The organism is Aliiglaciecola sp. SL4 (assembly GCF_041538045.1).
Classification (GTDB): Bacteria; Pseudomonadota; Gammaproteobacteria; order Enterobacterales; family Alteromonadaceae; genus Aliiglaciecola.
On record NZ_JBGOSE010000012.1, the window covers coordinates 108,796 to 123,750 of the forward strand.

10 protein-coding genes and 1 tRNA gene are annotated in these 14,955 nt (G+C 39.5%); 3 read left to right on the forward strand and 8 right to left on the reverse strand.

Annotation, left to right across the window (positions count from 1 at the left end; all coding sequences use genetic code 11):
- Positions 1-17: 17 nt before the first annotated feature.
- The 5 genes from csy2 to AB6T38_RS15795 form a co-directional block, all read right to left on the reverse strand.
- Positions 18-1,031, reverse strand: a complete 1,014-nt coding sequence (gene csy2 / locus AB6T38_RS15775) for a type I-F CRISPR-associated protein Csy2 (protein ID WP_372548216.1) — start codon at positions 1,029-1,031, stop codon at positions 18-20.
- A 2-nt stretch (positions 1,032-1,033) separates the two neighbouring features.
- Positions 1,034-2,389, reverse strand: a complete 1,356-nt coding sequence (gene csy1, locus AB6T38_RS15780) for a type I-F CRISPR-associated protein Csy1 (RefSeq protein WP_372548217.1) — start codon at positions 2,387-2,389, stop codon at positions 1,034-1,036.
- Between the two features lie 11 nt (positions 2,390-2,400).
- Positions 2,401-5,835 (reverse strand): type I-F CRISPR-associated helicase Cas3f, encoded by a 3,435-nt coding sequence (cas3f, locus tag AB6T38_RS15785; protein WP_372548218.1) that lies wholly within the window; start codon positions 5,833-5,835, stop codon positions 2,401-2,403.
- 2 nt (positions 5,836-5,837) lie between these two features.
- Complete coding sequence (gene cas1f / locus AB6T38_RS15790) at positions 5,838-6,833, reverse strand: type I-F CRISPR-associated endonuclease Cas1f (RefSeq protein ID WP_372548219.1); 996 nt, start codon at positions 6,831-6,833, stop codon at positions 5,838-5,840.
- 122 nt (positions 6,834-6,955) lie between these two features.
- A complete protein-coding gene (locus AB6T38_RS15795) occupies positions 6,956-7,201 on the reverse strand; it encodes a hypothetical protein (protein WP_372548220.1) in 246 nt (81 codons plus the stop codon).
- A 554-nt stretch (positions 7,202-7,755) separates the two neighbouring features.
- Here AB6T38_RS15795 and AB6T38_RS15800 point away from each other — a divergent pair.
- The 3 genes from AB6T38_RS15800 (at position 7,756) to AB6T38_RS15810 (ending at position 11,709) form a co-directional block, all read left to right on the forward strand.
- The gene (locus AB6T38_RS15800; protein ID WP_372548221.1) at positions 7,756-8,400 is read left to right on the forward strand and encodes a peptidylprolyl isomerase; all 645 of its coding nucleotides are present in this window, start codon (positions 7,756-7,758) and stop codon (positions 8,398-8,400) included.
- 415 nt (positions 8,401-8,815) lie between these two features.
- Positions 8,816-11,071, forward strand: a complete 2,256-nt coding sequence (locus AB6T38_RS15805) for a TonB-dependent receptor (protein ID WP_372548222.1) — start codon at positions 8,816-8,818, stop codon at positions 11,069-11,071.
- A 122-nt stretch (positions 11,072-11,193) separates the two neighbouring features.
- Positions 11,194-11,709 (forward strand): nuclear transport factor 2 family protein, encoded by a 516-nt coding sequence (locus AB6T38_RS15810; protein WP_372548223.1) that lies wholly within the window; start codon positions 11,194-11,196, stop codon positions 11,707-11,709.
- A gap of 203 nt (positions 11,710-11,912) precedes the next feature.
- Here AB6T38_RS15810 and yegD read toward each other — a convergent pair whose 3' ends face one another.
- The 3 genes from yegD to AB6T38_RS15825 all read right to left on the reverse strand — a co-directional run bounded on the left by yegD (position 11,913) and on the right by AB6T38_RS15825 (position 14,619).
- Positions 11,913-13,394 carry a molecular chaperone gene (gene yegD, locus AB6T38_RS15815; protein ID WP_372548224.1) on the reverse strand — a complete coding sequence of 494 codons (1,482 nt, stop codon included), beginning with the start codon at positions 13,392-13,394 and terminating at the stop codon, positions 11,913-11,915.
- Positions 13,395-13,719: 325 nt separating this feature from the next.
- A tRNA-Ser gene (locus AB6T38_RS15820) sits at positions 13,720-13,809 on the reverse strand.
- Between the two features lie 216 nt (positions 13,810-14,025).
- Positions 14,026-14,619, reverse strand: coding sequence for a beta-phosphoglucomutase family hydrolase (locus tag AB6T38_RS15825; RefSeq protein ID WP_372548225.1), 594 nt, complete (start codon positions 14,617-14,619; stop codon positions 14,026-14,028).
- Positions 14,620-14,955: the final 336 nt, after the last annotated feature.

Consider the following 14,955-nt stretch of genomic DNA (forward strand, 5'->3'; position numbering starts at 1 on the left):
TTTTTTATTAAACGTTTTTAAAAGTTCATTGCTTCATCATGATCAAAATTATCAGGTTCAATCACTTCATCTTCGAAAGGGGTTGTTTTAGCGACATACCAAGGATATTGATGTTCATAACGCCAGAATGTGTTTTCAATATGTTTTATGTTATGTACGCTTTTCCATTCACCTACGCTATAAGCACTTTCAGCAAAGACAGTAGGCACCGTTGAATCTCTTACATTGTTTACTTCGCCAGCTTCATAAATTGGAGAAATTGCACAATAGCCCGTATTAATTGGCACTAAATAGCCACTTTGAGGTTTTTTTACATAACGCCAATTGGCTTTTTGATTTGCGCTTTCAATAGCTTCGATTTCTTGCTCATCTTCACTTGTTATTTTTTCAGCTTTAAATTTAAGCTGGGCAAAATCACACCATGCATCAAATAAACAAGTGTTATCATCTATCGCTTTTTGCTGTTGAAAATGCTCAGCTAAATAATTACTACGATCAATTAAGGCAAAACCTGGCATTAATTTTCGTAATGTTTTTTGTTCTTCATTTAACGGGGTTAACTCAATACTTTCTATATGCGTAATTTGACCGCCTGCTAAACGTAACACTGGTACTTTTTGTTTTACATGTTCAATTAATTGTTCTGCGGTTTCTGTATCACCCGCAATCAAACCATTTACTTCAATCAACAAGGATACTTGCATATGCATGCGCCCTTCTTCGTTTGTTGAGGCAGCTTTTAACAGTTTTGTTTTCGCATCAAAGACATCCACACCTTTCAAGTAATTAGGGTTACGGGACAATGCAAAAACATAGTCGCCCCAACCTTTAGGTTGCCTTGCGTGTACCGTATTTTTATGACTAATTACGGCAACACCGCCTAAATTAACGGCTAACGTTTCAGGTAATTTACGTGATAATGCATGAGCAAAACCCAAAAAATTAGTGATGGCAGGAAAACCATAAGTTAAACCCGCAATGGCATTGGCATTTTGTACCGATACTTTTTTAAGTAATAAATATTGGCTCATGGTTACGCCTCCGCTAATTTTGGTGTGTTGTGTTCAAAACGTTTTAACTGATGCAAACAAACTTTAGAAAAATAAGCATGTTCGATATCACCCAAGCGATATTTTTCATCATTTTTTAATTGTTTAATTAACCAACTGGCAAAATCAGCCGCTATCACAGCTTGCCAGTCAAGCTTTTCACGTTCACGCTGGAAGCTTTCTGTGGGGTTATAAACATCAAGCCAAAAAGCATGAGCGTGTTTTAGTTGGCAATGTGATTCACTTGCCCAACCTGCTGGTAATGATTGAATATTGGCCGCGTGAATCATTAGTTGATCGAGTATGGGTAAAATAAAGTGATAATCACGCTTGTAACGGACTTTAAAGTTATTGTCTTCAGGCTTTAATTTACTTAAAAAGGCTTTAAAGTCACGTAAGTAACCCGATACTTTGTATGTCAGTTGCCGGTTAAATAAGCTGGTATTATTTATTGGTGGTTTAACCTGTGCTGTGAATGTAGGTGGTGCTGCATTTAATAAAAAGTTCTGACCATAACGCTCACTATTTAACTGTGAAATATTTTGTGGTTTTGAGCCGCCAAAGGTTTGTACGGCTGTATTTGGAAAACTGATATCCATTCTTTCATCGTACTTATAAGTTCTGCGGGCATCACGAATAGATTTAGAATCACCAAAACGTGTCTCTGTGACTTTTTTATGTAAATTATGCGCCAGTGCCGATGAAAATAGCGGGCATAATAAATGATACCTAAGGTCATTACTTTCCGACTTAATTGGAAAATAAAGCTGTTTACTTAAATTATGTGAGCTTAACTTTTCATCACCCAGCGCTAACTTAAAACCATCTACCCAAGTTTGGTATAATTCGGCATTATCAGTAAAAGTACTTAACGCTTGAGCATGGTTTTGTTGCAATTGCGCGATTAGGCTTTCACCATTTACCGTTATGTTTAGCAGCTTAGCTACATCTAATGCAGCTGCGTTACCTACAGCATCAATTGCTTTATTTGTTAAGCTTGCTGTAACAAGGTATCGGTTATTTACCGTTTGAGTATCTGTATATGGCTGGCTTACTAAGATACTACTAGCTTTAGCATCACTATGAGTAAATTTTGCCGCATGGGTTGCTAAACTGATTTGCTTTGCTCGCCTAGCTGCATCAGTTAGCCACACCACAGGTTTATAATTTTCTTCAATAGGAGCCGATTTTTCTGCATATTCAGCTTTAGCGGTCGTTATTTCTATTTCGTTTTCACTTTTTTCTAACACTCTATTTAGTGCTTTTTGAAAAGGTTCCAACTTAGCTTGTTTGCGCTGCTCTATATAATCAGCTAACGCTTGAGTTAATGTTGCTTCCATCGTTTTTCCTTTTACTTAATATCAAAAACACCTAGCTGTTCATGCCAGTGCCAATTTAATTCTTGATCCTGCTCTTTACTCGGCTCCCTTAAACCAATCACACCAAAGGTTTCACTTACCTGTTGCAAGCTTTCATCTAATTTATCTGCAAAAATTTGGTAGGTTTCTTCAACGCTTAAGTTAAACCACCAATGATTCCCTTGGGCCAATTCAATCGTTTTATTTTCATCAATAAAGCGATTGCTTTGCGCCTTATACTCATGCGGATAACGAGTATCGTCAATTTGACTCCACGTTAAAGTTTCGCCTTCTTCTAACCGTAAAATAAACTCTTCTTGAGCTTGAGATTTTCTAAATTCGGTTTGACGAATAAATTCCGCACTCCAATCAATTGCAGAGTCTTCATTCCACCAAAGAGATGCAGGTTTATCTGAGTTGTAAAACAAATCTTTTTTCTCTTCCCCAATAACATCCAATGTGACCCTTAATGATCTATGCTCTTGAATTGCAAACGACTTAATTGCATTAGCAGCTTCTTTTTTATGACTTTCTATCGGAGCTTTAGCAAAATCACCTTGGCTCATATGAGGTTCAACAATTCTTGGTATTGCTGAAATATTGTCTAATTCTGTTGTTAATAATTCATTCAAATCTTTACTGTTAAGTGGAAGCTCAGGGGATTCAAAACCTGGCTTACAGTAAGCCACTTTTTCACCTTTTAATGCGCGTATGTTTTGGTTAAGCACGACCAAATTTGCGGTCGTAGGTGGAGCTTGCCTATGCCGCTGTATACGCCCTGCTAACTGGATAATTGAACGTAGTGAGCTAGGCTCTGCAATTGCCCAGTCGTAATCATGGTCGCGCCCAACTTCCACTATAGATGTGCCTAATACAATAAACACATGATTGTCTGTCGATGTTTTATTAAGTCCGTCGGCTTTTAATGCGTTGGCAATTTCAGGTTGTTGCCAAAGCGCTTGTTCATCATAACGAGTTAAAGTTTTATCTAAGCGAGTTTCTTTATAAGAGCGTAACGCTAATGGAAACTGTGAATGATAAATACAAAAATGGAATTTATAGTTAGCTCTTGGTGACATAGCTAATAATATTTTAGCGACAGCAATCATTGAATTAATGTTAGCCATTCTAATCACACCAATCGATACTTTTTTGCCGCTACTATGTGTTACATGGTGTTGGTCATGTAATTGATAAATTTGTTGATGAATGGTATCTGCCACATTTTGAAAAATCTGCTGATTCTTTTCAGCAACATTTGGCTCTGTTGAGCCACTATTATCGGACTCAGGTAACTCAATATTAACGATTTTGCCTTTACGTAAGACTTTACTGTTAGCCGTTAACTTTTTTAAACGTAACTCGACAAATCTATTATTTTTTTGTTTGAAGTCCTCTTTATTTTTTATTAATTCAACTTCACTTTTGTTTTCATCAAACCAAGCGCAAACAACACCTTGATTGTTATTATGTGGGAAGTTAGCTTGGTTATAATGTTTACGACCTGCTACGTAAGCGTCGTACAAAGCACTGATAAGTGCAGGAGGTAAGGTTGCCGATGATAATAAAACCCGAGAACCTAACATACCTGCCCAGTTAACTAATCGACATAGTGCAGGCAAGTCTTCTAAACCAAAATCATCGGGTTCATCTAAAATTAAGTCTGATGTTAGTAACCGCAACATGGGCGCAATTTGTTTACCACCTCGTTTACTTTCTGTAGCAGGCATTAAGTGGTCAATGGTACTAACCAAAATAGGCGCACTGATTAACTGCTCTAATTTAGGATTGCCTTTTAACCAATGCTTTAAACGACCGTCGTAAATTTGGCCTTCGTAACTGACATATAATTGCTCAAAAAAATCTTGTGCTGATTCACTGCCATGATCAGGCTTGATTGATATTTCTTCATCTTTATTTAATTGGTGTAATAATTTAACGGCATTAGAGCCAATTAAAACCGCGAGTTCATCATCACCTAATTTAAGTAGATCTCGATAAGCATCACCCGTTTGTAACGTTAAAGTACGCAAACCTAAAGCAACGGAGAAACGACACCCTTCGCGTTCGTCTGCTAAGGCATACATAATTCGTGCATTGGCCATGGTTTTACCACACCCAGTTGATGCCATGTTAATACCAAAAAAACCTTGTTTTTCACTGGCTTTAGCAAATTCTTTTGATGCTTTAAACGCTTTGTTTTGCCATTGATATTTAGGGTCTTTCGCACTTTGTGAAAAAAGCCTATGTTGTGCTAATGCTGGTAATGTGTATTTTAAAGCCGGTAAGTTTTTAGCAAAAAGAAAAGCGTTATGAGCAACACCGATATTATGTTCATCTAATTTTTGTTTTAACTGATTCGTTTTTCTATCCGTATTGGCGTTAGCTTTATAGCTATCATCTCGCCATTTCATTTTTGAATCTTTTAACTCAAGAGATGAATAATAATGATCCGCCAACATAAGCGACAATCTTGATAAATGGCTAACAAAACGCTGATTCAGCCAATCTGTTTTTTCAGATAATTTATGGTAACTCAATGCTCGCTTGGCTATTTCACTTGCTTTGTTTTGCCATGCTTTACTCAACAGTGGCGTGCCATGAGCAAAACGCCAATTGGCATTAATTACTGATGGCCCTATATCAGCTAAATTTTCTGCATTTTTTGAATTCCAATGACAGTCAAAACACTTTGTCAGCCAATGTTCAGCTTCATCTAACTTAACTGAGTTAACTTGTGGGTAAGGTAAACGATGGTGAGAAACAATTAACCATGCAACTAGCTTTCCAAACTGTGTATGATCACAAAACGAATTAAACGGGTTTTGATGTTTGCCGTTATCTTTAAATAATATTTTGTGTATTTCAGTTTCAGCATGAGCCGCATTTGATTGCTGATTAATTTCTACCAGTTTTGTTAGCCACTCTTGATCAGTTGAACCTTTAGTAAAGGCTTCAAACAATCTTAACGAGACCCACTCGTGACGATATGGTTCAGATTTTGATTGCATAGAGCCGGCTAACTTTTGTTGAAATAAATCATTTGCTTTACCAAAGTCATGAAATAATCCGGCGAGGCTTGAGGCCAACATTATTGCTTCATTTAACTCCCAGCCGTTTTCCCATTCTTTATGAGCAAGATCTAACTTGGTATAATTAACCGCCACCACTCCCTCACAATTAAATTTAAACCTATTCCCTACAACCCATAGAAACTGGCTTCTTGAACGTGAACGTATCCAGTGGCAACTGACAGCGGTACTTTTACTCGCAGTTTGACGAAGCATTTTTTTGACTGTTATTAGTCCGTCTTCAGTTATTAGCGTTTGCCAGGTGTTGTCGCCAATACGATTGGCGAATGCATCTAGTACTCGCCTAGTTTTTTTAAGGGCGTTTTTTTCGCATTGGCTAACAAAAGTCACCATCATATTTAGCTATTTCCTTCACCTTTTAGATTAGTATGACGATTCAGGTTTAGCGCAACGCTCTTAACTTGTTCGAACATAAAATCAAGAGCTTTATGGTCCGTAAATTTTTGTAATACTTGTTGGCGAAACTCTTGCTCTGTAGCGTTTTCTTTAGCACAAATAAAAGCCCATGGAAGAACTATTGCATCCTTTATCAAATCTGCAATATCAAAAACTAAAGCCCCCCGACGTGTTTTTCCATGCATCACCGCGAAGCCATGTGGAATGCCAAGAACCCATAATGTTACTGCCGCTAGGCCGTATGCTAAATAGTTACCATGGTTAAGAAAATCGTTTGCTTTGTCGGTATAATTTTTAGTTGAGCCTTGATGCTGGCGGCTGAAGCCTGAGGTGCCTGTATTATTGGCAGCAAACTTGTATAACACTTTGGTGAGTTGCGCTTCTGTTAGCAATAATTCTGACGATTTATTGGCTTGGCCTGTGCGTTGTTGGAAAGTTTGTAATGCACTTTGAATTTTACCATCAGATACATTAAAGCCCTCGACTTTAAGTTCCTTGTCTTTATTCCATACGTCAGTTAAATATTCGATTCGAGCTGTTTGAAAATGTTTTGCTGCCTTTAAACGCTTTTCGTCGTCAAACCAAAAACTCATCCAGCCTTGAATATATTCAGTTGGGCGATATTCACTTTGTGGAGACATCCATTCTATTTCATTTGCCATATAAAGTGGCGTTCCGCCTCCACCTGCAAAACCCACTAAAACGCCAGATTGAGCTAACATACGCATAGCGGCTTGAGTGACAGAGGTTCCGTTTCCCAGTAACAAAACGGTGGTATTCGCAATAGGAATATTAAAATACTGATTTTCTTTATTACTCTCAGTTAAATACAACACTCGCCCGTCTTTTTGCATCACTCGACAGTATTCTAAATAATACATATTTGCACGTTTACTATGCAATATCGTTTTCAAATCTGATGGAGAAAAGTCTCTCATTGAATGTTCCTTTTCTGAAAAGAACGAAAGGTTCTAATTGGCTGCATATTGTATTGAGTACTTAAATTCGACAAGCTTTGTGCTGCCGTGATTTGTGCAAGTAAATTTCTTCATCCTCTTCCCTACTTACAATTCAATTCATTACATTGTTTGTTTGGGGCTTTATATCGTTTTAATTTGCATTGCAGTTTTTCAAGTTGATGTAAGTTGTCGGCAAAAACACTTGTGGAGCCTAACTCTTCACTTAACACTATATGGGCTTTCACTAATTTAACTAATTTGGTGAAGTCTGCATCTTTTCCTGCCTTTTCAATAATTGTGTTTTCTTGGCTTATTTCTAACGTTATGTGTAGAAGGTTGGCATCCATAATTATTTCTCATTTTTTTATTTTTGTTATCTAGAAAAACGTATTTAAATGCTTGAATAGTCAATTACTTGTGAGTCACCTTTGTGCTCTATTAAAGGTATTCGAGAGGCGTTTCTTTTTAGTGAAATGAGTGAGTATCGAGCTGTAGTTATATGTGAAGTGTTTGGTTTTACGCATTTCAACGCATAGGGGCTGCGTCCAAAGGCGGAACAATGTTGAAGAACCAAATAGTGTTGCTTGATGTTGCGTTTTCATACTGCGTCTCTACTACTAAAATGCGACTGGATTCGCCCTTTGTCAGCACCAATTTCCATTAAACTGGTGATCCACGGTTCACACCAACTTTTTGCCGATTCAACAATATTATAGAAGCCTTTATTGTCTAATCTTTTGTATAAGTGCAACGAGGTTTGAAAATCTCCCACCTTTCGATAGAAAATTATGCATATCAGATTCATTACTACTCACTTTTTTGCATAATCACCTGCACTTTTTACCTTATTCTTTGCATAGGTTTGTTAAGCTAAGCCAAATTATTAAACTGACTTGAATCAATGACTCACCAAATTAAATCTCTTTTTTCGTATTTTCTAACCTTCACCATTTGCATCTTTTTGCTGGGCGCTTGCGCGACTTCTCAAAAGGCTAAGCTTCCCGTTGCGGTGTTAACCACTGAATATGGTGTCATTCAGATTGAGTTGGATGTAATTAATGCCCCTGTGAGTGCCAATAACTTTATCGCGTATATAAAAAGCGGCGACTTTAAAACTCTGACTTTTTATCGCACCGTTGACCACCATAACGATAATCACCCACTAAAAATTTCGGTTTTACAGGGAGGAATCAATGCGGCCTTAGATGACCCATTCGATGCTCCGTTACCGCCTATCCAACATGAATCAACAGCTCAGAGCAATCTCCTTCACAAAAGAGGTGCAGTGTCTTTTGCTCGTGGTGATTTGGGCTCTGCTCAATCGGAGTTTTTTATCTCTATTAAAGATAACCCGCATTTAGATGCGGGCGGATTGCGCCATCCAGACAAACAAGGTTTTGCGGTATTTGGTAGAGTGATTGCGGGCATGGAAGTTGTCGATAAAATCGCTGCACTGCCTGCTAAGAGAAATCACGATAATCCCTATGTAAAAGGGCAATTGTTAACTGAGCAAGTTCCAATTCTCAAAATTACCTTAAAAAACTGAAACGTTGCTCAACCATCATTATCTAAGCTGCTCTTTGTCGATACGGGAAGTTAGCGACTAAACCTTAGCGCCGGTAAAGTGATTCAACTCACTTTTGAAGCCGCTGGGGAAGTATATTTTCCAATTTGACATTTTTTCAAAAAACTTAGGACATTCATGTACTTGGATAGGTTTGCTTAAGGTCGTTTTACTGATAAACTTTTCAAGTGAATTTTTATCTAATAGTTAATCAACTCGAACAATAAATACTTAGCCGTTAATACAAAAAATTATCCGCTAATTATTGATTTGAGACATTCAACAAACTCACCATTTACATTAATAGAATAATAATAGAGCTAAAGATAATAATTTCTACGCACATGCATTTCCCAACTATCAATTAAATAACTGTATTAACAAGGGATTCACTAAAGTGACACATCAAAAATCTTCGACACCTTTTTCTATTGCTCCAACATTCAAGAGCAAAACCCTAGTGGCTATCGCCGTAGCTACCTGTTTATCACCCATTAATCTTTACGCCCAATCCAATGCCAGTGGCGCGACTGATGCAGAAGTAGAGCGTGTTCTAGTAACTTCTCGTAAACGTTCAGAAGATATGAATGATGTGCCGATTAGCATTAACGTGGTAACCGACGAGCTAATTGACAACCTTGGAGCGGCAGACTTTACCGATTTGTTAGGGGTTGTTCCAAGCTTAACGTCTTACCAAAATGGCCCAGGTAGAACCCGTTTATCTATCCGTGGTGTTGCCAATGGTGGCGGTAACGACAACGATACCCAAAACCAAGAAACCGTGGGTATCTATATGGATGAGATCCCAATTTCTATGGGTGGAATGAATCCAGAGTTCGCACTGTTTGACTTGAAACGAGTCGAAGTTCTACGCGGCCCACAAGGGACGTTATTTGGAGCGGGTTCAATGACCGGGACGGTACGTCTTGTTTCAAACGAACCGGATCTAAACGAATTTGGTGGCCGCTATGAAGCCACTGCATCATCCATTAGCCATGGTTCACAGAATTATTCAGTGAAAGGCTTGATCAATGCGCCGGTAATCGAAAACCAACTGGCCATTCGTGCAAGTGGATATTACATGGACAACGGTGGTTACATCGATAACGAAGTTACCGGTGAAAAAGACCTCAACGATGGAATTTCTAAAGGCGCTAAAATCTCCACATTGTATTTCCCAACGGATAATTTACGCGCTGAATTAACCCTACTTCACCATAACTATTCAGACAATGGTTATCCTCAAGACATTGACTCTACGCCGTTTTTAACTAGAAACTATACGTCTTTCGATGGATTTGATGATGAAGTAAACATTGCTAACCTAACATTGAAATATGACCTAGAGTGGGCTGAATTAGTCAGTTCTACTTCGTATTTTGACCGCTCCATTATTAACCGTCGTTCGTTAGATTTATTGTTTGAATCCGCACTTCCGCCAGAAGTGACTCCCCATGAACTCATCGATTTCACTGACTCTGAAGTGTGGGTACAAGAACTACGCTTAGCCTCTACTACCGATGATAAATTGCAATGGACAGTGGGTGCCTATGCAGACAAAAAAGATGTGTTTTATGAAAATACGTTCCCAGTTCCAGGAGCGGATGCAATCTTGGGCGTACCGTCTTCGGCCTTTGGCGCACCTGAAGACCACTTATATTACGGTTTTGACGACCTAACCGTAGAAACCTATGCTCTTTTTGGTGAAGCCTATTACGACATAGGCGACTTCTCTATTACCGCAGGTTTGCGTTATTTCAACTGGAAACAGAATATCGAGTTTTACCAGTCTGGTTTGTTTAACGGTGAATCAAATGGTGATGTTCGACCAGAAAGCACTACCGATGGTGTGAATCCAAAACTAAATGTGTCTTACCGTGTAAATGACGAAGTGTTAGTTTACGCCCAAGCAGCAAAAGGTTTCCGTTACGGCGGCATTAACGGCGCGATCCCTGAATCTGTCTGTTCTGAAGAATTGGCCCAGGTTGAACGTGAAGGTGGCGATACTCGTTTCTTCGATCCCGATGAGATTTGGAACTATGAGGCAGGTATAAAGGGCGTTTCTAACGACGGTAAATTTAGCTATAACACCACTGTATTCCACATTGATTGGAGCGATATGCAAACCAGCCGTTCTTTTGAATGTGGTTTTGGTTTCCGTGAAAATGTGGGTGAAGCTACCAGCCAAGGGATTGAGTTTGAAGTTAGCATGAGACCTGTTGAAGCATTAACGCTATCGGTAGGCGGTGCTTACATCAAGAGTACCTTGGATGCAGATGTACCTAACTTATCTGCGTTAGAAGGTGACTCAGCTCCATTCGTACCTGAAACTACTCTAAATGCGAGTGCTGATTATGAGCGCGCGTTAAGCCAAAACTACATGGGCTTCGCATATTTTAATGTGCAATATACCGGTGATCGTGCAACAGAGTTCAACGAAAATGCAGATAACTACCGTAAAATGGACGCTTATACCGTTGCCAATTTACGCTTAGGTGTACGTTTCGACGAGTTTGAAGTGTCGTTGTTTGCAAATAACCTGTTCGACGACGATGGTGTGGTTCGCGCCATTGGCAGACCACCATTTGATCAACCAGCTACTATTCGCGTAACGCCGCGTACGATTGGATTAACGTTCCGCGGTAATTACTAAGGGTAGCCTAAGCAAACTAGGGTTGTTACGACTGCTTTTAATAAGCAGATTGAAGTAACAAAACCATGGGGCAACCGCACTGACATTAGTGCAGTTGCCTATCAATTAACAGGAGAATAGTTATGAAGCAACTTGCTGCCATTATGATGGTGATAGTTTGGTCTATCACCAATGTAAGTTTAGCTAACCCCCAACAATCAACGATGACCAGCGAAACTGAGTCGATTAATACACTAATGGACGGCCTGCATTACGCTGCTAGCCAAGCGGATCTCGAAGGATACCTTGGTTCATACACACAAAACGCCGTGTTCATGGGAACCGACGATTGGGAAAGATGGACTCGCCCAACGACTTTGGATGCCTATGTAGCAGAGCGTTTTAAAGGTGGTACAGGTTGGACTTACAAGTCAGTTGAACGTCACATAAACTTTGCTGAAGGCGGCAATATAGCCTGGTTAGATGAGATAATTGTCTCACCAAAATGGGGCCGTTTCAGAGGAACAGGTGTGGTAACTAAACAAGGTGACACTTGGAAAATAGCCCACTATTCAATGTCTGTTCTAGTGGCCAATGAAGCATTTGTTGAGATTTCAGAAATCAACAAAAAAGCATTTGCGGTTAGAAAGAACAAATAAATAAAGGGGCATCACTACCTGATGCCCAACTCCCCTCTCCTACTTAATTACGCCCTCCCTTCCACACCTGCGAAACCAGCGGGGTCAGAGCCATTGATTTCCAGCATTCCAAATCAAAGGGATCTGACCCCGCAGGTTTTCCGGGGGGGTTGATTCCAATAATTCCTAGTATCTTATAAAATACCTGTCCATGATTTCATATTTTAGTTCCCAAATATGCGTTGGGCATGGGTAATTAGACCTGATGTAACGCTACCAAAATGGTTACCAATGACAATCTCAGTATCGGGAAACATAGAACTTATCCATTGTTTAATGACGGGGGATATTGCAGTACCACCGGTTACAAAAATGGTGTCGGGTTTAGCGCCTGACTGCAGTAACGACTCATTCACGATAGACTCAATTTGCTTTAATTCACCACTGATAGCATCACCTAGTTGATCTCGGCTAACTGAGATGTGTAAATTTGATTCAATATAATCAAGGTTAACCTCGGTCAAATGCTTGGTTGAAAGTGCTATTTTGGTTAATTCAGAACTCTTATTTAATTTGAGTCCTAGTTTGTCGTCTCGCAACTTTTTCAATCGCTCAATTCTATTATCCAAAGACATATAACAATATCGTTGCAATTCCACACCGGTTCTATTTGAATTAAACTCACGCTGCGCAGCGACATCATTTACGCACACTGCCTGTCTGAATAATGTGGGAGGAATTGGCAGGTCGTTAGTCAATATAATATCTTTACCAAAGTGCGGCATAATCCCCATTAGCGCCAGTTTGTTGTCAATATCAATGCCCCCTATCCGTTTTCCTGAGCAACCAAGAATATTGCTCTCTCGAATATCGCTGTTGATATAACTAGGTCCTAGTTTAACCACTGAACAGTCTGTTGTACCGCCACCTAAATCAATTATCAGCACTACCTTGTCTTGACTTAACTGTCTTTCATAATCATAGGCTGCGGCAAGTGGCTCCATTAAAAATTCAATATTTTTAAAACCCACTTTTTTTGCCGCTGAGGTGAGAATGCTAAGGGCTTGACTATTTCCATCTTTTTCTTGTAAACCATGAAAATTAACAGGTCTGCCAATAACAACACTCTCCAGTTCTATGCCCTTTATGTATTCAGATTCTTCTTTTATAAACGCCAGCATTTTCTCAATAACAGATGCAAATATGCCTTGCTGAGCTTTGGTGATTTTTGCACCTAAAAAAGATTTGGGAGACTTAATGTAAAAACCATTTTCAGGATTGGTAATGTGCGCTAATTCCGCTTCTCGACCAATAATAATATCGTCGCTTAACGTCAGCGCTTCCATTACGGTTTGCATACGTTGATTAGTTTTAGCATCTTCGCGATTTTCAGCTCTGATTACTTTGCGAAAAATATTGATAAGCTCTGCATCAGTAAAAACCCGCGCGTCTGTTTCACTTTTAGCTCTTTGGGTTTGTGCCGCTTTTTCTGCTTTCACACGAGCTAATAAATCTGTCTCCGAAACTTTTTCTGGCTTAATCACCCCATGCTCTAAAAATACACAAGAAGGAATCGTGGTTTCGCCATCTTCAAGGGGAATAAGAACAGGTTCATTTTGCTCTATTATACCAATGGAACAATTAGAGGTACCAAAATCTAACCCTGCGAACATTTTATTCTCTTTATTTTTACTGTTTAATTTCACTCAATACTCATTAAATTCAACCCCAAAATTAGCCAACTAATCACACTGAAGTAACATGCATTATTTTTGCTAACTGGGTCATTGTTTGTTGCTGAAAAGTTGGATTTTATAAAAAACGTGGGCTTAGATACTGGCATAATTCCCCAGCGCCTGTAGTGAGAAACGACCAAATGAATACGGAATCAGCGGGGTATGACCGCGCAGGTTATGTGCCTGTCCAAGACTTTGATAACTTCGATCATCACTTCCCAGACTTCCCATCTTTACTAAACACCCCATAAACAAAAAGGCCCCAGCGTAATTCGCTAGGGCCTTTCTTTTTATTTGGCGGAGAGAGAGGGATTCGAACCCTCGTTAGGTTTAACCCTAAACACACTTTCCAGGCGTGCGCCTTCAGCCACTCAGCCACCTCTCCAAATTCTTCACCGTTTTCGATATAAAGTGTAAAACATTAACATCGGCGCTCGGTGCGCGCGTTACTCAAGTATTTAACTTGCCGTCACTTTCAGACGGGTGCGTATGTTAGGGAAATACGCGCCTGTAAGCAAGCAGAAAAAGCAATAAAATGCGGTTACTGGTCTTATTTATTGCACTTCATTGGTTGAATTTGTATTTGTTGATGAATACTTGTTCAACCTACGGGTAGCTGAATTTTTCCATTGATCACCATGATGCAATCCATACCAGCATTATCTGCCGCTTGTTTGCCTATTTTAGTGTCTTCAAAAACCACACATTCTTGTGCACTGAGCCCCATATTCTTAGCCGCCGTCAGAAAAGTCTCGCCATGGGGTTTACCATGAGTAACATCCGTGGAGGTAACCACGGTTTCTAATCTCTCTAACAATCCGGTTTCCGTTAACATGCGAATAGCATTGGTACGTTCAGAGCCTGTACCTACCGCCATTTTCAGCTTGCCTTGATATTTTTTCATGATATCAAAAGTGTCGGTAATTAATGTTAGGTTGTCATCTAAGGCAAGCCATGTGTCACGTTTTTTCTTAGCGACACTATCTAGATCACAATTGAGGCCGTACTTTTCATTCAGTAATTTGGCAATTTCTCTTGTCGGTACACCACCAAGAGAATGTATATATTCTTTGTCGTATGGAATGCCAAAGCTTTCACAAGTTTGCTGCCAGGCTGTGGCGTGAGATCCCATGGAGTCGATGATGGTGCCATCCATATCAAAAACGATTCCTTTGTACTGACTTAAATCAAGCATGGCGTAATCCTATTTGGGTGAATGTAAATTGGTGATAGTAAATATTGAAAATGAAATATAAATGAAAATACCAGCATGGCTGGCATTTAATATTGATATGCGGGGCTAAAGCGCCCGACTACAGACATCTTGTAGCATGGCCTTTAAGCCATGAATACCCAGCATTAACATCTAATGCTTCGGGGCTAAAGCGCCCGACTACAGGCATCTTGTAGCATGGCCTTTAGGCCATGAATACCCAGCATTAACATCTAATGCTTCGGGGCTAAAGCGCCCGACTACAGGCATCTTGTAGCATGGCCTTTAGGCCATGAATACCCAGCATTAACATCTAAT

Coding starts and splice junctions, on each gene's coding strand:
- cas1f (WP_372548219.1), bottom strand. CDS start 6,833: ATGAGAGACTTTTCTCCATCAGATTTGAAAACGATATTGCATAGTAAA.
- csy2 (WP_372548216.1), bottom strand. CDS start 1,031: ATGAGCCAATATTTATTACTTAAAAAAGTATCGGTACAAAATGCCAAT.
- csy1 (WP_372548217.1), bottom strand. CDS start 2,389: ATGGAAGCAACATTAACTCAAGCGTTAGCTGATTATATAGAGCAGCGC.
- cas3f (WP_372548218.1), bottom strand. CDS start 5,835: ATGATGGTGACTTTTGTTAGCCAATGCGAAAAAAACGCCCTTAAAAAA.
- AB6T38_RS15795 (WP_372548220.1), bottom strand. CDS start 7,201: ATGGATGCCAACCTTCTACACATAACGTTAGAAATAAGCCAAGAAAAC.
- AB6T38_RS15800 (WP_372548221.1), top strand. CDS start 7,756: ATGACTCACCAAATTAAATCTCTTTTTTCGTATTTTCTAACCTTCACC.
- AB6T38_RS15810 (WP_372548223.1), top strand. CDS start 11,194: ATGAAGCAACTTGCTGCCATTATGATGGTGATAGTTTGGTCTATCACC.
- AB6T38_RS15825 (WP_372548225.1), bottom strand. CDS start 14,619: ATGCTTGATTTAAGTCAGTACAAAGGAATCGTTTTTGATATGGATGGC.